The organism is Sphingomonas sp. CFBP 13720 (genome assembly GCF_014842075.1).
Lineage (GTDB): Bacteria > Pseudomonadota > Alphaproteobacteria > Sphingomonadales > Sphingomonadaceae > Sphingomonas.
Map to the genome: position 1 here is coordinate 136,557 of NZ_JACYVA010000001.1, position 22,032 is coordinate 158,588.

At 67.3% G+C, this 22,032-nt stretch carries 21 protein-coding genes; 5 read left to right on the plus strand and 16 right to left on the minus strand.

The window, feature by feature from the left end; translation table 11 throughout:
• Positions 1-37 precede the first annotated feature (37 nt).
• On the plus strand, positions 38-1,003 hold the full coding sequence (locus tag IFT55_RS00730; protein WP_192088494.1) for an alpha/beta hydrolase: 966 nt from the start codon (positions 38-40) through the stop codon (positions 1,001-1,003).
• A gap of 14 nt (positions 1,004-1,017) precedes the next feature.
• On the opposite strand, the gene IFT55_RS00735 is transcribed toward IFT55_RS00730, so the two are convergent.
• From IFT55_RS00735 to IFT55_RS00790, 12 genes are all read right to left on the minus strand, one after another.
• Complete coding sequence (locus tag IFT55_RS00735) at positions 1,018-2,904, minus strand: XrtA/PEP-CTERM system amidotransferase (protein ID WP_192088495.1); 1,887 nt, start codon at positions 2,902-2,904, stop codon at positions 1,018-1,020.
• A 2-nt stretch (positions 2,905-2,906) separates the two neighbouring features.
• Positions 2,907-4,427 (minus strand): exosortase A, encoded by a 1,521-nt coding sequence (gene xrtA / locus IFT55_RS00740; RefSeq protein ID WP_342029188.1) that lies wholly within the window; start codon positions 4,425-4,427, stop codon positions 2,907-2,909.
• Positions 4,424-5,620: a TIGR03087 family PEP-CTERM/XrtA system glycosyltransferase gene (locus IFT55_RS00745; protein ID WP_192088496.1), complete on the minus strand. Its 1,197-nt coding sequence runs from the start codon at positions 5,618-5,620 to the stop codon at positions 4,424-4,426. The genes xrtA and IFT55_RS00745 overlap by 4 nt, the downstream gene beginning before the upstream one ends.
• Positions 5,617-6,690, minus strand: coding sequence for a FemAB family XrtA/PEP-CTERM system-associated protein (locus tag IFT55_RS00750; protein WP_192088497.1), 1,074 nt, complete (start codon positions 6,688-6,690; stop codon positions 5,617-5,619). Before IFT55_RS00750 ends, IFT55_RS00745 begins: the two co-directional genes overlap by 4 nt.
• On the minus strand, positions 6,687-7,526 hold the full coding sequence (locus IFT55_RS00755) for an XrtA system polysaccharide deacetylase (RefSeq protein WP_342029189.1): 840 nt from the start codon (positions 7,524-7,526) through the stop codon (positions 6,687-6,689). The genes IFT55_RS00750 and IFT55_RS00755 overlap by 4 nt, the downstream gene beginning before the upstream one ends.
• A gap of 5 nt (positions 7,527-7,531) precedes the next feature.
• Positions 7,532-8,725, minus strand: a complete 1,194-nt coding sequence (locus IFT55_RS00760; protein WP_192088498.1) for an ExeA family protein — start codon at positions 8,723-8,725, stop codon at positions 7,532-7,534.
• Positions 8,726-8,766: 41 nt separating this feature from the next.
• Positions 8,767-10,362 carry a hypothetical protein gene (locus IFT55_RS00765; protein ID WP_192088499.1) on the minus strand — a complete coding sequence of 532 codons (1,596 nt, stop codon included), beginning with the start codon at positions 10,360-10,362 and terminating at the stop codon, positions 8,767-8,769.
• Entirely contained in the window at positions 10,362-11,252 is an 891-nt protein-coding gene (locus IFT55_RS00770; RefSeq protein WP_342029190.1) for an AAA family ATPase, read from the minus strand. Before IFT55_RS00770 ends, IFT55_RS00765 begins: the two co-directional genes overlap by 1 nt.
• Before the next feature lie 14 nt (positions 11,253-11,266).
• Positions 11,267-12,790: an XrtA system polysaccharide chain length determinant gene (locus IFT55_RS00775; protein WP_192088500.1), complete on the minus strand. Its 1,524-nt coding sequence runs from the start codon at positions 12,788-12,790 to the stop codon at positions 11,267-11,269.
• Between the two features lies 1 nt (position 12,791).
• Positions 12,792-13,400 carry an XrtA/PEP-CTERM system exopolysaccharide export protein gene (locus IFT55_RS00780; RefSeq protein WP_192088501.1) on the minus strand — a complete coding sequence of 203 codons (609 nt, stop codon included), beginning with the start codon at positions 13,398-13,400 and terminating at the stop codon, positions 12,792-12,794.
• Positions 13,401-13,541: 141 nt separating this feature from the next.
• A complete protein-coding gene (locus IFT55_RS00785) occupies positions 13,542-14,765 on the minus strand; it encodes a pyridoxal-dependent decarboxylase, exosortase A system-associated (RefSeq protein WP_192088502.1) in 1,224 nt (407 codons plus the stop codon).
• The gene (locus IFT55_RS00790; RefSeq protein WP_192089593.1) at positions 14,762-16,252 is read right to left on the minus strand and encodes an AMP-binding protein; all 1,491 of its coding nucleotides are present in this window, start codon (positions 16,250-16,252) and stop codon (positions 14,762-14,764) included. Before IFT55_RS00790 ends, IFT55_RS00785 begins: the two co-directional genes overlap by 4 nt.
• Before the next feature lie 145 nt (positions 16,253-16,397).
• Between IFT55_RS00790 and IFT55_RS17330 the strand changes: the two genes are divergently transcribed.
• Genes IFT55_RS17330 through IFT55_RS00805 form a run of 3 tightly spaced genes read left to right on the plus strand, consistent with a single transcriptional unit; the run spans position 16,398 to position 18,081 of the window.
• Positions 16,398-16,670 (plus strand): acyl carrier protein, encoded by a 273-nt coding sequence (locus IFT55_RS17330; RefSeq protein ID WP_342029191.1) that lies wholly within the window; start codon positions 16,398-16,400, stop codon positions 16,668-16,670.
• Positions 16,667-17,302 carry a hypothetical protein gene (locus tag IFT55_RS00800; protein ID WP_192088504.1) on the plus strand — a complete coding sequence of 212 codons (636 nt, stop codon included), beginning with the start codon at positions 16,667-16,669 and terminating at the stop codon, positions 17,300-17,302. Before IFT55_RS17330 ends, IFT55_RS00800 begins: the two co-directional genes overlap by 4 nt.
• On the plus strand, positions 17,287-18,081 hold the full coding sequence (locus tag IFT55_RS00805) for a hydrolase 1, exosortase A system-associated (RefSeq protein WP_192088505.1): 795 nt from the start codon (positions 17,287-17,289) through the stop codon (positions 18,079-18,081). Before IFT55_RS00800 ends, IFT55_RS00805 begins: the two co-directional genes overlap by 16 nt.
• A 1-nt stretch (position 18,082) precedes the next feature.
• Here IFT55_RS00805 and trxB read toward each other — a convergent pair whose 3' ends face one another.
• The 4 genes from trxB to IFT55_RS00820 form a co-directional block, all read right to left on the minus strand.
• On the minus strand, positions 18,083-19,054 hold the full coding sequence (gene trxB / locus IFT55_RS00810; RefSeq protein WP_249403506.1) for a thioredoxin-disulfide reductase: 972 nt from the start codon (positions 19,052-19,054) through the stop codon (positions 18,083-18,085).
• Between the two features lie 96 nt (positions 19,055-19,150).
• Complete coding sequence (locus tag IFT55_RS17550; RefSeq protein WP_274604009.1) at positions 19,151-19,285, minus strand: hypothetical protein; 135 nt, start codon at positions 19,283-19,285, stop codon at positions 19,151-19,153.
• 227 nt (positions 19,286-19,512) lie between these two features.
• Positions 19,513-20,268, minus strand: coding sequence for an SDR family NAD(P)-dependent oxidoreductase (locus tag IFT55_RS00815; protein WP_192088506.1), 756 nt, complete (start codon positions 20,266-20,268; stop codon positions 19,513-19,515).
• Positions 20,269-20,354: 86 nt separating this feature from the next.
• Entirely contained in the window at positions 20,355-20,840 is a 486-nt protein-coding gene (locus IFT55_RS00820; RefSeq protein ID WP_249403507.1) for a (R)-mandelonitrile lyase, read from the minus strand.
• Between the two features lie 141 nt (positions 20,841-20,981).
• On the opposite strand from IFT55_RS00820, the gene IFT55_RS00825 reads away from it, so the two are divergent.
• Positions 20,982-21,890, plus strand: coding sequence for a LysR family transcriptional regulator (locus IFT55_RS00825; RefSeq protein ID WP_192088507.1), 909 nt, complete (start codon positions 20,982-20,984; stop codon positions 21,888-21,890).
• The last annotated feature ends 142 nt before the right edge of the window (positions 21,891-22,032 follow it).

The following is a 22,032-nucleotide window of genomic DNA, read 5'->3' on the forward strand; positions in this document are numbered from 1 at the left end:
GGCTCGCGCCAACGAAAATTCATGGAGAGGGTGTGGCATGACGATCGACCGCCGTATGATGCTGGGCGCGGCCTTCGCGCTGCCGATCGCGGGCAGTGCGCTCGCACAGCCGGCGGAAGCGCCGACGGCGTGGCCACCGACCGAACATTTCCGGTTGTGGCCCGGCAAGGCGCCCGGCTTTCCCGCCACCGCGCCGACCTACGCACCCTCGATGAACGGCCGTCCAGGACAGCGCGAACTGTGGCTGCGTGGCGTCGTCGATCCGGTCGTCGGCGTGTTTCGCCCGGCGCGGCCCAATGGCACGGCGGTGCTGGCGATTCCCGGCGGGGGATATGGCTTCGTATCGGTCGAGAATGAAGGAATCGACGTCGGTCGCGCGCTGAACCCGGCGGGGATCACCGTGTTCGCGCTCGCCTATCGCCTTCCCGGTGAAGGCTGGGCGGAACGGCAGGACGTGCCGTTGCAGGATGCGCAGCGGGCGATGCGGCTGATCCGCGCCAATGCGACGCGCTACGGCATCGATCCGGCGAAGCTGGGTGTGTGCGGTTTCTCGGCGGGCGGGCATCTGGCGGGGTCGGTCACGATCGCGCATGACGACCGCGTCTATGCACCGATCGACGCCGCCGATCGCCTGTCGGCCCGTCCCGCGTTCGCGGGACTGGTCTATCCCGTGACCAACATCGGCACGATGTCGCACCGCGGATCGCGCGACAATCTGGCCGGACCGAATGCGGAGGACAGCGTCTATCGCCGGTACGACATTCCGGCGCGCGTGACGGCGCAGACGCCGCCGATCTTTCTGGCCCATTCGATTGACGACGGCACCGTTCCGGTCGATCAGTCGCTCGACATGATCGCCGCCGCGCGCCGGGCCAAGGTGCCGGTCGAGGCGCATTTGTTCGAAAAGGGCGGACATGGCTGGGGTGCGCGACACTCACCCGAAGACAGTTCGCGGCGTCTGTGGACCGATTCGTTCCTCCGCTGGATCGCCGAGCGGGGGTAACGCCCGGCAGTGCCTCAACCGAACAGTCGAGCCGTGCTGCGTTCCAGCATGACCAGTTGCCACAGCGTCCGGCCATGCTCCGCCCGGCCGGCGCGGTGGTCGGCCGCCAACCGTTCGATCGCATGCGGATCGAACCACGTCGCCAGTACCGGCGAGCGCGCCAGCGCTGCGGAGTCGTCGGCCAGCGCGTGGCGAAACCAGTGGCTGACCGGCGTGACGAACCCCATTTTCGGGCGATACAGGATTTCGCGCGGCAGCCACGGCTCCAGCGCATGCTTCATCAGCCACTTGCCCTGCCCCGCCCGCAACCGCATCGCGTGCGGCAGGGTCGCGCAGAACTCCACCAACCGATGGTCCAGCAACGGCTCACGCGCTTCCAGCCCGACGGCCATGCTCGTCCTATCGACCTTGGTCAGGATATCCCCCGGCAGCCAATGCCGAAAATCGGCATATTGCGCGCGGTCCAGCCCGTCGCGGGCCGGCGCATCGCGCATCGTCCCGACATAGCGTTGCTCGCCCCGATACGCGCCGATCGCGCGCCGCATCGCGTCGCCATATAGCGCCATCCGCGTCGCTGGGGGCGTCACGCCGACCGCACCGGCATAGGCGGCGTTACCGCCCTGCGCCAACGCCAGCAACGTCGTCTTCGCGCGGAACGGACGCGACGCCCAGTCGGCCTTGGGATAGACGTGTCCCAGCACGCCGAACACCGCACCGCGAAGCCGCGCCGGGACCAGACCACGGACCTTTTCCTCTGCGGCATGAAAGCGATACCGCCGATACCCCGCCAGGGCCTCGTCCGCGCCATCGCCGGACAACGCCACCGTCACCGTTTCGCGGGCGAGCGCGCAGACGCGGTACGTGGCCAACGCCGATGCGTCGGCAAACGGTTCGTCGAACGCTGCGACGAGCGTGTCGATCAACGCGAAATCGTCCGACGCCACCGTGCGGGTGGCGTGGTCGGTCGCGAAGCGCCGCGCGACCAGTTCGGCGGGGCCGCGTTCGTCATGGTCCGCCTCCTCGAACCCGATCGTACAGGTACGGACGGGTTGGCGACTCTCCTCCGCCATCAGCGCGACGACGGCGGACGAATCGACACCGCCTGACAGGAACGCGCCCAGCGGCACGTCGGCGACCATCCGCGATCGCACGCCGTCGCGCATCCGGTCGATCAGCTCGGCCGAAAGATCGCGGACCGTACCCGTTGCCCGGTTGGAGAAATCGATATCCCACCATCGCACCGGATCGGGCACCCCCCGACCACGCTCGATCAGCAGGAAGTGTCCGGCAGGCAGCTTGCGGACGCCCTCCACGATGCACGCATCGTCGGGAACATAGCCCAGCGCCATATAATCTTCGATCGCATGCGCGTCGGGCGTCCGCCGCACCAGCGGATGCGCCAGCAACCCCTTCAGTTCCGACGCGAACGCCACGGCGCCATCCGACAGCCGGACGTAGTGGAGCGGCTTCACCCCCATCCGGTCGCGTGCGAGGAACAGCGAACGCCGGCCGGCATCGTACAGCGCGAACGCGAACATGCCGTTGAGCCGCGTCAGCATGTCCGGTCCCCATGCGGCCCATGCATGCAGCAGCACTTCGGTATCGCCCCCGGTGCGGAACACCGCACCCATCGCCCGCAACTCGGCACGGACCTCCGCGAAATTATAGATCTCGCCGTTATAGGTCACGACCGCCGCGTCGCCGGGCAGCGCCATCGGCTGCGGGCTGCCTGCCACGTCGATGATCGACAGCCGGCGATGCCCCAGCCCGACGCCAGCGGCGGTCCACACCCCAGACCCGTCCGGTCCGCGATGCGCCTGCACATCGGTCATCGCCATGATCCGCGCCGGATCGACCGGCTTGGGCGTATCGGGATAGAACAGGCCGGCGATCCCGCACATGGTCAGCGCATCCCCGCCGCAGCATCGGCAATGGCATCTACCGGTCCCGCCGCGCGCAGGAAATCGCGGATCGTCGCGCGCGGATCGCCGCCATGCCGTTCGGCCGACAACAGCACGGCAACGCCGCGCTGCGGTCCGCCGAACAGCCTCGCGCGGAGGGTTTCGACCTTCACCCGGTCGGCGCTGCCGGTCGTGATCCGCCCAACGCGATACCAGGTCGCGGTCTCACGCTCGACCGGTCCCGGTGCAGCCATCCGTATCGTCGTCGCACCCGCGATCGGCGCGGTGTCGGCGATACGGACCCAGCGGTCGTTCTGCCGGATCGCGCCCTGCCCGAACCCGACCAGTTCCTGCCCCTCGCGCTGCGATCCATATACCGCGATCGACAGATCGACGGTCCGGCCCGCTGCGTCGCCATAGCGACCGATCAGGAAATGGTCCGCGCCGGGGTAATGCGGCACCCACGGTTCACCGCGCATCGCCACCCGCCGCCAACCGGGGACGTGCGGCAGGTCGATCCGGGCGGGCAATTCCTGCGTCCGCGCATCGATCACCGCGCTCCATGCCGCAAAGCCCACCGCGATCGCCAGCACGGCCCCCGCGACCAGCGATCGATCCGCCGCGTGCACCGGGATGCGGGCGATCGCCGCCGTGTCGATCCACCGCGCGTCGGGATCGCGATCGAACCAGCGCCATCCGATCGCCAGCACCGCCGCCATCGTCAGCGCGAAGAATATCCAGCCATAGACGATATGATCGAACCCCGTCGCCATCGCGACCGACGTCCGGTGCGCCGCATAGATCGTGCCCGCCGCGCGCAGTCCGTTGGCAACGACCGGCACGATCACCGCCATCGCCATGAACGCCATGCGCCGCCCCCACGACACGTAGCAGACGTTGGCGACAAGGGTGCCATAGGCGACCATCGCGATCAGGAATTTGGCACCCGAACAGGCTTCCGCCACCTCGAACACGCCGCCCGGAATCGTGATGAGGACCCCGTCGACGCTCGCCGGCACGCCCCCCGCATGCAGCAACGGCATCGCCATCGCGACCGTCGCCGCCTGCAACCGTGGTTCCAGCACGTCGCCGAACGGGACGAGGAACGCCATATAGCAAATTGGAAACAACAACCCCCGCGCGACCTGCCGTCCCAGCATCGCGACCGCCGCGCCCTGCAGCATCAGCACCAGTCCGGCATGCCGGAACAGTGCGACCGCTGCCGCTTCGCCCCCCAGCCAGCACAGTCCGCCCGCCGCGACCGGCACCAGCCCCGGCCACCATGCCGCCGGGGTCAGCAGCGTCAGTTCGGAGCGCCGTTGCCACACCAGCCAGAACAGGATCGGCACCACGAACAGGCAATGGCCATAGGTCGTCGAGTTCCACCATATCCCGACCATGTCGGCGACATCGTGATGGAACAGCACGAGTATCGCGGCCCACGATCCTGCCACCGCCAGCGTCGCCGTGCGCCAGCCGGACCCGCCAGTTGCCGCGCCCCCACTGGCAATCGCGATGCTCACGCTGCGTCCCGCCGCCCGCCGGGGACCAGTCCAAGCAGGTCGCCCAAAGGCGCAAGCCGCGATTCCCAGCCATAACGCTGGACCACGCACGATCGCGCCGCCCGTCCCAGCGCGTCCGCCGCCGGGCGGTCGCGCAACAGCCCGTCGATCGCCGCCGCCATCGCATGGTCATCGCTGGCGACGCGGATCGTCCCGCAATGATCGATCCCCTCGGCAGCAGCCGCCGACGCCACGACCGGCCGCGCCATCGCCATCGCCTCCAGCACCTTGTTCTGGACCCCGCGCGCCAGCAGCAGCGGGGCGACGACGACCGATGCGGCGTTCAGCCAGCCGCGCACGTCCGCGACCTCCCCGGTCACGATGACCCCGGCCCGCGCCAGCACCCGTACCACGGCGACCGGCTTGCGGCCGACGATCGCGAACCGTGCATTCGGATGGTGCAGCCGGATGGCAGGCAACACCTGCGTTGCGAACCTGCATACCGCCTCGATATTGGGACGATAATCCATCTGACCGGTGAACACGATCAGGGGTCCGGCCTCGTGCACCGGCGCTACCGGCACGTCCGGGTCGAAGAATGCGGTATCGATGCCGTTTCCGATCGCATGGACGTTCGCACCATTGCTTGATCGCCGGAACAGGTCGGCTTCGGCCTCGCTGACGAACAGGCTGGCGTCGGCCCGCGCGGCGATCGACCGTTCGAACACCGCCAGCATCCGCGCATCCCGCGCGAACATCCACTTTGCCGGCCCCCGGGCAGTTTCGGCATAGGCCGCGAATTTCGCCGAATCCATGTCGACGAAATCCATCACGAAGCGCGCGTCGACGGGCAGATACTGTGCCATCTGACCGGAATAGACATAGATCGCTTCGTACCGCCGGGCATCCAGCAACCGCCGCACCGCATCGCGCATGGCCGAAGCATCGAACGCCGTCAGCGACACTGGCCGTCCGGTCGCCAGCGCCTCGATCGCGCTCCGCGCCTGCGACTTGCCACGCCATACGACGTCCACGCTGGCACACCATTCGCCAAGCGCCGCATCATGTCCCAGATCGCGCTCGTCATCCGCGAACGCCGCCAGATGGACCCGCCCCAACGTGGACAGATGCCGCAGGACGTGGTGACTGCGCACCTTGTCGCCGCGATCCGGTGGATAGGGGACACGGTGCGCGAGGAACAGCAGGTCGCTCACCCCAACCCCTTCGCGATCCACGGCCCGATCCGGTTGCTCAGCGCCACCGGAAGCTTCTGCCACAACGCGATCTTCAGCCGGTATTTCGGATTAAGCGGACTGGCATCGCGGGGCGCGGCCCCCGCCCCGGTCCATGTCGGATAGCCGAGCGGGTTGCCGACGAAGCCCCAGTTCTTCTTGTACGCCGCCGGCCCGCTGCCGACCTTCGACCGGCCGAAATCGAACGTGGCACAGCCCCGTCGATACGCATGGCGCATCAGTTCGAAATACATCCGCTCATTCGCGCGAAGCCCGCGTGCCGCCGCCGTACCGCCTCCCCAATACGGATAGACCGTACCGCGCCAATAAATCGACAGCACGCTTGCCACCGCCACGCCGCCGTGCCGCACCGTCAGTATGTCGGCGTCGCTGCCGAATCGGGCGATCACCTCCGCGAACAGCCGCCGCGGAAAGACCGGCGTCCCCAGATTGCGGACCGACGTGCCGTACACGCGGAAATGTTCGTCCAGCGCCGCCCGGTCGCGTCCGACCGCGATCTCGAACGGCATGGCCAGCGCCTTGCGAACGTCGGCGCGCTGCTTGCGCGGGATCGCCAGCAACTCCGCATCGTCACTTGCCGCCAGCGGACGGACGAAGCCCAGGTAGCGGCTGTCGTCATGGCTCCACCCCTCGCCCATCGGCAGCGTGCCACCGCGCAGTTCGATCGTCGGGCATCGGCGCTCCCCGGCCCGAACGACCGCAGCCTCGGCCAATGCCTGCGCCGCACGCGGATCAGTGGCCAGGATGCCGCCGCCGACGCCGAACCCGCTGGAAACCAGCGCCGCACCGAACAGCGGCGACCGGACGTACGTCAGCGGCAATATGCCGAGCAGCACGCCGTTACCGCCCTCCGCCAACAGCATGTCGAACATTTGTCCGCATCCGGCGGCGGTCGCTTCGCCCCATGCGGGCAGATGGAACGGCGTGGCGGCGGGGTGATCGTCGATAAAAGCTTCGATCCGTGCGCGCTCGGCTGGATCGGACAGGTCCGCGCTTCGCACGGCGCGGACGTGGACGAACGGCGCGTTCACAGCGTCGCCGCCTGCGCGGCAACGATCGCATCGACACGACCCCAGCGATGCGAGGCCAGCAGCCGGTCCAGCTTGCCCGCCATCGCCGGCAGCCGGGAATAATGGCGGAGCCGCGACCTGATCGGCGCGCGCGTCACGCGGGGCTGCCCCGGGTCGATCTCCCACGGATGGAAATAGAACATCGCGGGGTGCGCATCCCGGACGTTGCTGCGTCGAACCGCGCGATCCACGACCATGTTGGGTAGCAGGCGAAAGAACCCGCCGCCGGCCGGCACGTCGCGCCCGGCCACCCGGGCCAGCGTGATCGGCCATTCGATCAGATCGGACCCGGCAATCGGGCGGTGCATCCGGCGGGGACTGTCGACCCAGCCATAATGATCGTGCCGCACCGGCGCGACCGAGGACGAATACGCATATCCCGCATCCGCCAATATGCCGTGCGCCCACGGCGTGCGCGCATCGATCGAAAAGCTGGGCGCGCGATATCCCGTCACCGCCTGCCCCGTGGCATCCTCCAGCGCGCCACGCGCACGCGCCAGATCGTCGCGAAACCGCTCGGGCGTCATCGTGAACACACGGGCGTGGTCCCAGCCGTGGCTCGCCAGTTCATGCCCCCCGGCAACGATCCGCCGCATCAGCGCGGGATGGCGCGCGGCGATCCAACCAAGGGTGAAGAACGTCGCCTGCACGCCTGCCGCCGCGAACTGCGCGAGCGCGGCATCGGTGTTCGCCTCGACCCGCGATTCCAGCGTGTCCCAGTCCCGCCGGTCGATGACCTTCTCGAACGCACCCACCTGGAACCAGTCCTCGACGTCGATCGACATCGCGTTGCGCACGGGGTTCAGCCCGCCGCGCGCAAGCCGGACAGATCGGGTCGCCGTTCTTCCCCCTCGACCCAGTCGACCAGCAGCGTCAGCACGCGCCGCAGCGCCGCTTCCTGCTCTTCCACCCGCGCTTCGAGAACGGCGATCCGTTCGACCAGTACGTCGTGGTTCGCGGCGTGCGCGGGTTGTTCGGCCGGTTCGGCCGGCGAACGCTTTTGGTCATCGATCAACGGCAAACGCTCCCATGGGGCATCGGGCACGACCGCCAGATGCAGCGGACGCGGCGGGTTCGGCGGCGGCGGGGTCATCGGTATCGGCGCCGACTCGGTGACCGTTTCGACGGTTTCGACAGGGTCGCGCGGCGCCGTCGATGGAGTGTCCTGATCGACGGCCGCCAGCCCGTCGCCCGCCAGATCCTCGACCACCTGCGCCACGTCGCGCGCCTCGAACCGGTCGATCCCCTCGATCGCGCCGTGTAGCAGCACGCGCCCGGCCAACTGGTTCAGCCGGCGGGGGATGCCGCCCGACCAGCGATGCAGCGCGTTCAACGCGCCGACCGAAAAATCAGGCCGACCGTCCCAGCCGACCACGCCCAGCCGGTGGGTCAGATACGGACCTACTTCTTCCGGTGCCATTGGGTCGAGGTGATGCATCGCGATCACCCGCTGGCGCAGTTGCTCCAGCCGGTCCGACCCATGCAGCCGCTGGCGGAATTCGGGCTGTCCCAGCAGGAAGATCTGCAACAGCGCATATCCCCCCGCCTGGAAGTTGGACAACATCCGCAGTTCCTCGATCGACCCCACGGGCAACGACTGCGCCTCGTCGATGATGAGCAGCGTCCGACGCCCCGACCGGGCGACGTCATGCAACCCGCGCTCGATCGCCGCCAGCAACTGCGCCTTGGTAAGGCCAGCATGGTCGACGTCCAGTCCGGCGGCGACCAGCCGCAACAGGTCGTCCGCTTCGATCTGCGTAGTGACGATATGGATCACGTTCAGCCGGACGGGGTCGATCGTCGCCATCAGGTGCCCGACAAGCGTCGTCTTGCCCGTCCCCGGTTCGCCGGTGACCACGATGAACCCCTCGCCCTGGCTCAGCCCGTAGCCCAGATACGCCATCGCCTTGCGATGCGTCGCGGTGTCGAACCAGAACGCCGGATCGGGCGTCAGCTGGAATGGCCGTCCGTTCAGGCCGTAATGATCGTCGTACATCATCATCTCCGTAGGGGGCGTGCCCCCGCTCGGTTAAGCCTTCAGAACCGCATGCCCACCGCCAGCAGCGCCTGCGCGATCAGATCCGCTTCGCTACGTTCGGCATCGAACCCGTACACCCCCGCTGACACGCTGCCATAGGCGCGCCCGAAACTGCGATAATAGGAACCTTGTGCCCCGCCGCCCCATGCATCGGCCGCCCCGACGACGCCGCTGGTGAAATAGTTACCGTACAGATCGGCGGTGATCCCCGATCGTCCGTCCAGCTGCCACTGGCCGAAGCCCTGCGCATACCAGCTTTCGTCGTTCGAACGAACGATGACCGCACCCGGCACCGGCGGAAGGTGATAGCGCCGGTTGGCATAGCCTGCCCCCACGCCCAGCCGCGTACCCCCATGGGTGACGGCATAGATCGCATCCAATCCTCGCGCGCGATACGTCGCACCGGCGATCGACTGGAACACGGGGGTAAGGCAACCGCCCGGAGCGGGAGTTCCGTCGGGCGACGTTCCGCCCCCGAACACGCATCCGCCATAGCGCGACCCGAACGGATCGTCGCCGTCGAAGAAGCTCGTCGGCAGCGTCGCGAGCGTACCGGTCAGTTGCCGGCCAAAGGTCGTCACGCTGTCATAGACGCCGACCTGCACCGCCTGTCCCGGCCCCGCCGCCCATGACAGCGATCCGGTATAGCTCATCGAACCGTAGCGCCGCCCCAGCCTCGCCTCCAGCGCGGTACGCGGACTGGGCCGCCACAACACACCCGCATCCCAGATGATGCCATCGGTGTCGTAGGCGATGCGCGGGGACGACGCCGGATCGGTGACATAACGCCCCGCCCCATCGATCACCGGCAGTCCGTCGGCACCGATCAACGGGTCGCGCTGCGTCGCCTCGATCTTCTCATACCCGACCCCGCCCACCACGGCGACGGTCCGCGAGACCGGCAGGACGGCGTCGGCGCGGACGAACGCCCCCTCGAATTGCTGGTCGAGCTGACTGGTGTCCTCGCGCACCCATGCGCCCGACACGGTGAAGCCGATCGGCAGCACCGTTCCCGCGCGTGTACCGATGCTGCCCATCACCAGATGGCTGGTCGCATCGTCGTACAGGCCGAAGTCGGACACACCCGCTGCGCGGCCCGGCGCATCGGCCTTCACATAACCGAATTGATAGGTTGCGTTGACGGCAAACGGTCCGGCGCGCGTCGCCAGCGTCGGCCCGCCGTACAGCGCATAGACCTGCGACGTATCGACATTGGTCGCAGCGACGAACGGAGCGAAGCCCCCGCCATTGCCGCTGCCACGCGCGCGCGTGGCGATAGCACCGCCTTCAAGGTTCAGCGCCCGCGTCAGCTTGACGTTCGCGCGCGCCAGGCCCGAATGGATGCTGCTGTCACCGACACGGTCGCCCCATTCGACGAAGCGTTGATACTGGTAGTTCGCCTGCACCTGTACCCGGAGGGTCTGGACGGAGGCGTCGACCCCGGCGGTCAGCTGGGTATAGGTGACGACATCGCCGTCGTTCAGATCGGCGGCGACCAGCTGACCGATCTCGATATAGGGCGACACGTCGACACGCTGCGCCAGCGCGGGCGCGGCACCAGCGACCAGCAGGACCGGAAGGGCGAGCAATCGCATCAGACCGGCTCCTGCCCATATTGACCGAACCGCGCTCCGTCCGCCCGATATGTCGTGGCGTTCAACAGCAACTGGATATCCTCGCAGCCGTCCAGCAACGCCACCGCCTCGCGCAGGTCGCTTTCGCTGCTGCGATCGGCGCGCACCACCAGCACCACCTGTCCGACCCGCGACGCCAGAACGGCGGCCGGGGACGCGGCGAGCGCGGGCGGCGAATCGAAGATGATGATCCGGTCGGGATCGGCGGCCAGCAACGCGTCGAACACCTGTGTCGCGCCGTCGCTGCGGAGCAATTCGGTATCCGCATGGCTCCGGCTGCCGGACGGAAGCACCGTCAGTTGCGGCACGTCGGTATGGATCACCAGATCCTCGACCGTCACGGCAGGATCGACGATCGCGTCGAGCAGCCCCCGCCCCCCACGCAGCCCCAACCGGTCGAGAATATCGGGCTTGGCGAAATCGGCATCGACCAGCAACACGCGAACATCGCGTTCGGCGGCCAGCGACAAAGCGAGGTTGATCGCGCAGAACGTCTTGCCATCGCCCGGTTGCGCCGAGCAGACGAGGATCATCCGCGCGGCATCCGCGTCGCGTCGTTCCACCCGCTGGGCGGTCGCCAGCAACTGACGCTTCACCAGCCGGAACTCCTCCGCCAGCGCGGTGACCGCGCCACCGGGCACCAGCATCCCGCGTTCGGCCAGCGCCGCGCGATCGATCGTCGCCGGATCGACAGGACGTATCCGCGCGCTCGGCATCGGCGTCTTCACCGGCGCGACCGCTTCGGGTTCGGCCGCAGGTCGTGGAACATCCGCTCTGGGACTGAGCTGCCATCGATCGGCGGCACGTTCGAGCAGCGAAGGGCGCAGGGCGCGGGGCGAGAGATCGTTCACGTCGTCGGTCCCCTTCACGCCACCAGCCCGCGCTGGGCGAACTCGACCCCCAATAGCAGGACGAACGCGACGCCGAGCGCGCCCGCGCCACCCGCGAACAGTTTCAGCCGCCGCAGTCGATCGGCACGGACCGCATCGGTCACGACCTCGCCGATCGCGCCCAGCACCGGCATGCCGCTGACCCGTTCCAGCCGCGCGGCGGTCGGGAAGCTGGTCCGTAGCCGACTGAGCGCGAATGCCGCCGCAAGGCCCGCACCGATGCCGACGACAAGCACGCCCAGCAACAACAGGGGCCGGTTCGGCGACGTCGGCGTGCGCGGCTGCGTCGGCGGATCGATCACGCTGAATTTCACCGCGTCGGTATCGGTCTGCACGCTGCTACGCAGCCGCACCTGCTCCCGGTCCTGAAACAGCGCGTCATACTGGGTCCGAAGCGAGGCGATGTCGCGGTCGAGCTGCGACTGCCGTGCCGCCGCCTGAGGATCGGCGGCGATCTTGTCCTGCAACCCGTTCAACTGTCCCTCGATCACGGCCTTGCGCTGGGTCAGTTCGGCCACCCGCGCCTGGCGTTCGGCCTGCGCGGCGCGCAGTTGCAGATACAGCGGGTTGGGCGATGCCGCCGTTCCTCCCGTGACGCCGGTGGCTTCGCCCCGCGCCGCCACACGCGCGCTGGCCAGTTGCCGGTTCAGCGCGACCATGTCGGGATGCGCGTCGGTCCATCCGCGGCTGCGCCCGTCGGCGATCTGTCCCTCGATCGCCGCGAGCCGCGCGCGCGCCGGCCCGGTGACAGCACCGCCCGCCATGCCCGGCAACGATGCGGGCGTTCCAGCCATCTGGCTGTTCGCGGCGGCGAGACTGGACTGCGCGGCGGCCAGATCGCCATCGATGGTCGCCAGTTGTTCGCGCGCGGACGACATGCGGTCGTCGACCGATCCGGTGCCGGGGAGCGCGGTCATGAACTGCGCCTCGAACGCCTGTCGCCGCGCTTCCGCGTCGGCGAGCTGCGCCTGCCGCTGCGCCAGTTGCTGGTCGAGGAAGCGGAGCGACTGCGCGGTCGCATCCCGATCGCTCGACAGATTGTCTGCGACGAAGATGTCGATCATCTTCTGAACGATTTCCCGCGCCAGTTTCGGATCGCCCGAGGTCGCGGATATCTCGAACAGGTCGTCCTGCTGCGCGGTCAGCTTGATCGCGTTCTGCAACGACGCGACGCGGTCGGCGACGTCCCGGTCGCTGGAAATGCCGTCCGCCATCGACGTGCCACGCACGACTTTTTCCAGATTGACCGCCGACGTCAGCGTTTGCCGGATACGATCGATGCCCTTGGCCTGTTCGGTCTGCGCCGCGATCGCCTCCGCACCGGGAAGCACCTGACGCATCTGCACCGCTACGCGCGCGGTCGACTGATAGCGGTTCGGAATCTGGCTGATCGCCAGCCAGCCGACGAGACAGAGTCCCCACGCGACCGCCAGCGCGATCCAGCGCCGTTGCCAGACCGCGTGAAGCGACAGCTTCAGTTCGTCGTACAGGCCATCCACGTCAGAACATGCTTTCGGGAATGATGATGACGTCGCCCGGCTGCAACCGCACGTTCGCGGTCGAATCGCCGTTCTTCAGCAGGCTGGACAGGCGCAGGCCATATTCGGCCTGCTTGCCCGTCGCGCGGTCGTACCGGACCAGCCGCGCGCGGTTGCCCGATGCGTACTGGCTCAATCCGCCGACCGCGATCATCGCGTCGAGCAGGGTCATGTTCGCGCGATACGGGATCGACGCCGGTTTCTCCGTCGCACCGACGATCCGCACCTGCTGGCTGAACGTGCCGGAGAAATTCTCGACGATCACCGAAACATTGGGGTCCTTGATATATTCGCCCAGCGCCAGTTTCAGATCGTCGGCCAGCATCGCCGGGGTCTTGCCGGTGGCGGGCAGGTCGTTGATCAGCGGCGTGGTGATGCGGCCGTCGGGGCGGACCTGAACCTTCGCCGACAGTTCGGGATTGCGCCATACGAAAATATTGAGCTGGTCGAGCGGACCGATGATGTAATCCTCGCCCGGCGCTTCCTTCGCCTGCACGAACGCGGCGGGCGGCAGTTCGGCGCGCTGCTGGGTGGCGCACCCGCCCGCCATGGACAGCGTCGCCAATGCCATGCCAATTCGCTGCCTGCCGCGCATTCACCCACCTCGTCCGAACAAGCGCCGCCATGCCGGGCGGACGCACGATTGCACTGCGCTATGCGACCAAAGGGGTAAAGATTGGGTTAGGCGATTGTCCCGCAATGGGGCAGTTTATCACGATACGACCAGTTCGCGCGGCGCGGGATGGCCCAGAAACGCCTGCGGACTGGCCGTCGCGCCATAAGCACCGGCCTGAAACAGCACTATCGTGTCACCAACCCCAACCACAGGCAAAGCCACCCGATCCGCCAGCCGATCGAGCGGGGTGCAAAGGCAACCCACGATCGACGCGGTCATTTCGGGCGGCGCATCCATGCGGTCCGCCACCGCGACAGGATAATTGCGCCGGACGACCGTGCCGAAATTGCCGCTGGCTGCGAGCTGATGGTGCAGCCCGCCGTCAACGATGACGAACCATTCGCCTCCGCTCTGCTTGATGTCGACTACGCGGGTGCAATACACGCCTGCTTCCCCGACCAGCCATCGTCCCAGCTCGATCGCGAAGTGGGTATCGGACAGTACCGGCGCGCGCCGTACCAGCACATCGGCCAGCGCCGTACCGGTCGCCTCGACATCCACGGGGTGGTCACCCGCGAAATAAGGGATGCCGAAACCGCCACCGAGATTGACGAATGCCGGCCGTCCACCGGCTTCCTCTGCCAGCCGCGCCGCGAGCGCGACCGTCGCCGCCTGCGTTTCGATGATCGCGACAGTATCCAGCGTCTGCGATCCTGCGAAGATATGAAACCCGTGCCAATCCGCGCCGGTCGCGACCAGTCGCCGGACCAGCGCAGGCACCCGAACGGCATCGATCCCGAATTGGGACGCCCGCCCGCCCATCCGCATGCCGGACCCGCGCAACTCGAAATCGGGATTGACCCGCACGGCGATGCGAGGCGCCTTGCCCAAGCGCTCGCCGATCGCCAGTGCACGATCGGCCTCGCCCTCCGACTCAATATGCAGCGTCGCGCCTGCGGTGACAGCGGCCGCAAGTTCGTCATCGCGTTTGCCCGGCCCGGCAAAGCTGATCGCATCCGCCGCGATGACGGAGAGTGCCATGGTCAGTTCGCCGCCCGATGCGACGTCAAGACCGTCGACCATCGGTGCCATCAACGCCAATAGTTCGCGGTGCGGATTGGCCTTGATCGCGTAATGAATGCCGACGCCCTCCGGCATCGCGACGCGCAACCGAGCTATCCGCGCGGCGACCGCGCCCATGTCGTACAGGAATGCCGGGCTGTCCCCGGCACGCGCCATCAGGTCGGCGAAGTCCTGTCCACCGACAGTCAGTCGCGACTGGCCGGCAAAGGCGGGGGGGATCGGCCCGGTCGGCTTCATACCGCCATCGCCTTCAGCCCGGCCCGGTCCAGCTTGCCATTCGGATTGCGCGGCATGGCGTCGACCCAGACGTAGCGGGCGGGTTGCATGAAGGCCGGCAAATCGCGGCGCAGCCGTTCGCGCAACGCCGGCTCCACCGCGCCATCGCCCCGCGCGACAACGACGATCGCCTGCCCCAGCCGGTCGTCGGCTACGCCGATCGCCACCGCTTCGGCGACAAGTCCGTCCGCCATCACCGCCTCCTCGACTTCGGTCGGGCTGATGCGATTGCCGGATACCTTCATCATCTCGTCCTCGCGACCGACGAAGCGCAGCAACCCGTCCTCGCCCAGCGCGACGGTATCGCCGGACCATACCGCCGTCCCGCCGCTGTCCATCCATCGCGGCGCGGGGCGGAAGCGTTCCGCCGTCCGATCGGCATCGCGCCAATATCCCTGCGCGACCAACGGCCCGGCATGAACCAGTTCGCCCGCTTCGCCCGGTGCTGCGCGGCTGCCGTCGGCGCGGACCACCGCGACTTCGGCAAAGGGGATCGCTCGGCCGATCGCGTCGGGATTGGCATCGACCAGCGTGGGGTCGAGATAGGTCGAACGAAACGCTTCGGTCAGGCCATACATCGGGTAGAGTGCCGCGCGCGGGAAGCGATGCCGCAACGCATGCACCATGCGGGGCGTCAGCGCACCGCCCGAGTTTGTCAGCCGCCGCAACCGGTCCGCGACCGGTGCCGGCCATTCCGCCTCGATCAGTTGCGTCCACAGCGGCGGCACGCCCGCGAGCGTCGTCACGTCGAACCGTTCGACCGCCTTCACCACGTCGCGCGCGGTCAGATAGTCCAGCGGCACCGCCGTACCGCCCGCGAACCATGTCGAAAACAACTGGTTCTGTCCGTAATCGAAACTGAGCGGCAGGACCGCCAGCACCCGGTCGATTGCGCGTATCCCCAGATACTGCACGACCGACACCGCCCCCAGCCAGAGATTGGCGTGGCTGAGCATTACGCCCTTCGGTCGCCCGGTCGAGCCGGAAGTATAGAGGATCGCGGCCAATGCGTGCGGATCGCCCTGCGCCGGACCGATCGGGTCGCCGTCTGGCGCTTCGGTCAGCACCGTACACCCCGACGGCACGTCGCCGGTTGCCAGCGATGCGACGCGCGCCTCCTGCGTGACCAGCAGTGCCGCCCCGCTGTCTTCTAGAATGTGGCGGACCTGCGCGCGTTTCAGCGCGGGATTGACCGGCACGTGAACCCACCCGGCGCGTGCTGCCGCCAGCGGCATGATGCAGGCAGTACGATTCTTCGAAAGCCACGTTGCGACGCGCGCACCCGGCCGGGTCGACAATGCGCGCAGTCCGCCCGCCATCGCCGCCACCGCCGCTTCGAGTTCGCGATAGGTCATCGTGCCGCCACGATCGGCGATCGCGATGGCGTCCGGCGCACCGCAGCCGGTCAGCGCGTCGATCGGGCGGGAAACGGGGTCCGGGGCAACCATGGCCGCGTGGTAGCGCGTCGTTCGCGGGGAAACCAGCATGGCGGCGCCATACGCCTGCCGTTGCTGTTTCCCGGCTCTGCGCCTAAATCCCGCCGCGATTACAGCGGATGCCCGGCAAGGCACCGATCCACCGGGGGAGTTTGACGTGGTTCCAGAGCGTACAGCCGAGATCGAGGACACCGTACGCGCGGTGCTGCGCGACATACTGGGCCTGTCCGTCGATCGTGCCGCCGCGTTCGATGCGACCACGCCGTTGTTCGGCGCCCTGCCCGAACTCGATTCGATGGCCGTCGCGGGGGTGTTGACCGAACTTGAGGACCGGCTGGGCATCCTGATCGAGGATGACGACATCGATGGCGAGACGATGGAGACGTTCGGGTCGCTCGTACAGTTCGCATCGGGCAAGGCGCTCATTTGATCGGACACTATGACTGGGCCGGCGGTCGGGAAGCCTGGCTGCGCTTCGGTCCCGACCATGGTCCGGTGGTGGTGATCGCGCCGCCGTTGTTCGAGGAAGCGAACCGGACGCGCGCGTTCGCGGTCGCCATCCTGCGCGCGCTGGCGGCGCGGGGCATCGGCGGGATGCTGCCCGATCTGCCCGGCCAGGGGGATAGCATGGTCGCGACCGAACAGGCCGGGCTGGACGAATGGCGGCAGGCCTTCGCCGCCGCCTGCGATGCTACGGGACGCCCGGTCGTCGTCGCGTCGATCCGGTCGGGTGCGTTGGTCGACTGGGATGCGCAGGTCGTCGGCCGCTGGCATCTGGCCCCGCAATCGGGCGCGCGGCTGGTGGTCGAACTCGACCGTATCCAGCGCATGGGGGGCACGAACGCGACGTCCGACGACGTGCTGGCCGGGCTGTCCGCCGCAGTGGCCGTCACCGAACATCCGGTGCGCGTCGTCCGCCTTGGCAGCGATCCGGCGCCGGCCGACTTGCGGATCGATGCAGCGCCGTTGTGGCGGCGGGCCGAGCCGGGGCAGGATCTGGACCTTGCCGAAACGCTGGCGGACGATCTTGCGGGATGGACAGTCGCATGCGCCGGTCGCTGACCTTCGCTTGTGCCGGCGAAACGCTGTTCGGCACGCTCGACGATGCGCCGGGGCGTACCGGGCTGTTGATAGTGTCGGGCGGCAACGAACCCCGGTTCGGCCCAGTGCGCGGACAGGCGATTCTGGCGGCCTCCGTTGCGGACGCCGGCTATCCGGTCTTCCGGTTCGACCGTCGCGGCGTCGGCGATTCGACTGGCGAAAATCGCGGGTTCTTACGTAGCGGGGATGACATTGCGGCGGCGGCGGCGACGTTCCGTGCGGAAACCGGCGTCACGCGGATCGTCGGGTTCGGCAATTGCGACGCGGCGACCGCGCTCGCGCTATGGCATCGGCAAGCGGGGATCGCCACGCTGCTGCTCGCCAACCCGTGGGCGGTCGAACCGGACGGCGACCTACCGCCGACCGCCGCGATCCGCGCGCGCTACGCTGCGCGTCTGGTATCGCCGCAACAATGGTGGCGCGCGTTGCGGGGCGGAATCGATCCGCGCAAGGCCGCACGCGGCATCGCCGCCGTCCTGCGCGGATCGACCCGGCCGGGGACGCTGGTGCTACGGTTCTCCGAAGCCCTGAAACAGGCGGTCCCGACCACCATCCTCTTGGCCAACGGCGACAACACCGCGCTCGCCTTTTCGGAAGTTTGGGGTCACCGCGACTTCGCCTCACTCCGGCGGAGCGTCGGACTGCTCCGGCTCGACAGCAATGGTCACAGCTTTACGGCGCCCGCCGATGCATTCTGGTTGCGCCGGCGCGTGTTGGAGGCGCTGGCGTCCACCGGATAGGTTACTCCGCCGCCTCGGCCAACTCATCGAATTCGGCGGCCTGCAGGAACCGTTCGGCATCCAGCGCGGCCATGCAACCGGTGCCGGCGGCGGTCACGGCCTGACGATACACCTTGTCCATCACGTCGCCGCACGCGAAAACGCCGGGCACGCTGGTGCGCGTCGAGCCGGTTTCGACGGCGATATAGCCGTCGTCGTCCAACGCGATATGGCCGCGGAACAGCTCGGTCGCCGGATGGTGGCCGATCGCGACGAACCCGCCGTCGACGTCGATCGTCGACAGTTCGCCGGTCACGGTGTCCTTCAGTTCGATCGACACCAGCCCGTGGGGCGTCCCGCCGCCGACAAAACGCTCGACCTGCTTGTTCCATAGCACGCTGATCTTGTCGCTGGCGAACAGCCGCTGTTGCAGGATGCGTTCGGCACGAAAACTGTCGCGGCGATGGATGATCGTCACGTCGTCGCTGTGATTGGTAAGGTACAGTGCTTCCTCGACCGCGGTATTGCCGCCACCGATCACCGCGACCTTCTTGCCGCGATAGAAAAAACCGTCGCAGGTGGCGCAGGCGGACACGCCCTTGCCCTTCAGCAGTTCCTCGCTGTCCAGCCCAAGCCAGCGCGCCTGTGCGCCGGTCGCGATGACCAGCACCTCGCCTTCATAGACGTCGCCGCTATCGCCGGTCAGCCGGAACGGACGGCGTGTCAGATCGACGTCGATGATCGTGTCCCACATCATGCGCGTACCGACATGCTCGGCCTGCGCCTGCATCTCGCCCATCAGCCATGGCCCCTGAACCACGTCACGAAAGCCGGGATAATTCTCGACATCGGTCGTGGTCATCAACTGGCCGCCGGGCTGGATACCCTGCACCACGATCGGCTCCATGCCTGCACGCGCGCCGTAGATCGCGGCAGAAAGGCCTGCCGGACCCGATCCCAGAACGAGCATGCGGGTGTGGTGGGTAGTAGCCATGGCAATCGGTTCCGTTCGAATGGGAGCCGCCGTGTAGGACGTGCGGCACTTCGAACGCAACATGGGGTATGCGATGTCGCGGGCAACCCGCTCGGATCAAAACACCAGTGCGATGATCCCCGCCCAGATCGGAACCGCCACCGCCATGCTGAGCATGAACCCAGTGATGTTCGGAACGCGATCCGCGCGCAGCGAGCCGGTCCGGGGTGCCATGGATGCGATCTTCTGCATGACGGGCTATCCTCTCGTTCGTTCGCCTGTTCACACTACAAACGATCAAATGCGCATCAGGTTCGCCCTAGCGCGGATAAAACGTCCTTTTCCGGCACAATTCGACGCTGCAACGCAACATGCCGATGTGCCTTGCGGTCATGGCCGCAATGGATTTTAACGCCGATTCTGCTTCGGACGCTGCTTCAGCGATGCCAGTTGCTCGCGAGCCAACCGTCGCCGCTCGATCAAAGCGACCAACCGCCATCCACGGACACGGCGGCCCCGGTCACGAACGCACCAAGATCCGCGCTCATCCACAACACGGCATTCGCGATTTCCTCCGGTTTGCCCAGACGTCCGACCGGTTCGAGATCAATCGCCTTCTGAATATCGCCGCCGGTGAACCGGTCCATCATCGGCGTTTCGATGTTGCCCGGCAGCACCGCATTCACGCGGATGTTCTGTTTGGCGTAATCGAGTGCGGCGGCCTTGGTCAGGCCGATGATCGCGTGCTTGGATGCCGTATAGGACGCGCCACCGGCGACCCCGCGGACGCCCGCGCCGGACGACGTGTTGACGATCACGCCGCTGCCCTGACGCACCATCTGCGCCAGTTCATGCTTCATGCAGACGAAGGTGCCGCGCAGGTTGATGTCGAGGATACGGTCCCACTCGGCCAGTTCGATTTCGTGGACAGGTGCGGTCTTGTTCTCGACACCGGCATTGTTGAAGGCGATGTCGAGCCGGCCGAAAGTCTCCACGACCCGACCGACCGCCGCCTCGACCTGGTCGGGCCGTGACACGTCGCATGCGATGACCAGAACCTCGGCCCCCGCCGTTCGCACGGCATCGGCCGTTTCGGACATGGCCTGCTCGGTGCGGTCCAGAATGGCAATCGATGCGCCCTCGGCGGCGAAGGCGAGCGCGGTGGCACGGCCGATGCCACTCGCGGCACCGGTGATGAAAGCGACCTTGCCGGCGAAACGACGATTGTCAGACATTGGAAAACCCTTTCGGTTTCATGTTGGGAAGGACCACACGATCAGGCGACCCGACGCGGATCTTCGAGCACGGGAACGACCTCCGCTTACTCGGTGCCGAGCGGCGCCAGATATTCCTCGTCCGACACCTTCTCCATCCACGTCACCGGCGAACCGTCGACTGCCTCCTGAATGGCGATATGCGTCATGCCTTCGTGCGGGGTCGCGCCATGCCAGTGCCGGTGTTCGGCGGGGCACCACAGGATATCGCCGGCACGGAATTCCAACTTCGGTCCACCCGCGATCCGGGTCCAGCCAACGCCTTCAGTGACGATCAGCGTCTGACCGGCGGGATGGGTATGCCACGCGGTACGCGCTCCGGGTTCGAAATGAACGATGGCGCCAGAAACGCGCGACGGCGTATCGCGCTGGAACTGCCCGGTGATGGTGGCTTTGCCGGTGAAATATTTCGCCGGTCCGTCGACGGTCTTCATGTCGGCCTTGCGTTCGATGCTCATGTCGGTCGCCCCTTGCTGCGCCTGCGCCGCTAGGGGCAGCAGCAGCGTGGCGAGGCCCATGCCGATCGTCATCATAGTTGCCGTCCTTCCCATCCGCCGGTCGTCGAAATGACGAGCGCTTCGGACCATGATCTGGGGTGCCGGACACGGCAGCATTACCGGCCCGGTTCGCAACGAGCCGGTGAATGCTGCTCAACAATAGTGTAAGGCGCTCCGATGCAACTGAGCCGGGCAGATTTGGCGGATTTCGCCTATTTCCTCGCGATTGCCGAGCATGGCAGCTTTCGCCGGGCGGCGTCGGCGATGGGCGTTACTACCTCTGCCCTCAGCCACGCGATCACCGCGCTGGAAGGGCGTCGTGGCGTTCGATTGTTGAACAGGACGACCCGCAGCGTCACACTCACCGCAGCGGGCGAGGAGCTTCGGGCGACCATTGAAGCGCCGATGCAGGTCATCGCTGCAGCGGGCGAAACCCTCGACCGGTATCGTAATGCACCGGCGGGCCGCGTCAGGATCAACGTCCTTGAAGATGCAGTCGAACTGCTGCTCAAGCCGGTCATGCCGATCTTCGTCGACCGTTACCCGGACGTGGCGATCGATATCGGCGTCACCAACCGGATGATCGATGTCGTCGGCAGCGGCTTCGACGCTGGCATCCGCTATGGCGGCACGGTGCCCGAGGACATGATCGCGCAGCGGTTGTCCCCGGACTTGCGCTGGATCGCGGCCGCATCACCGACATATCTTGCCCGTTTCGGCGCACCGGCGGATCCACCGGACCTGAAAAATCATCGATGCGTCGGCATTCGACTGGGCAACGATCAGCTTTATCGCTGGGAGTTCGAACGCGACGGTGACGTATGCGCCATCGAAACACCCGGCCCGCTGACGGTGGATGCCAGCCATGCCGCCATCGCGTTCGGGCTATGCAGCGCGGGTGTGGTGTACGCGACCGAGGCAGCCCTTCGCCCACATCTGGACAGTGGCGCATTGCAACCGGTTCTGGAGGATTGGGCGACGACGGGCAGCGGGTTCCACATCTACTATTCGGGACGCCGGCACCTGCCGACCGGGCTGCGCCTGCTGATCGACCTTATCCGGGAGGTGCGACCGATCAGGAATTGAACAGGCTGTGCTGTCCACTTCAGCAAGCCTTGGCGGGGTGGCTGGCCGGGGATTGCGCCGATCGCCGTCCAGCGCATCCGCTTCCGCCAACGTCGTTCCCGGTGGCACTTTCCAAGAATCGATTATGCAGGATCGAACCCCC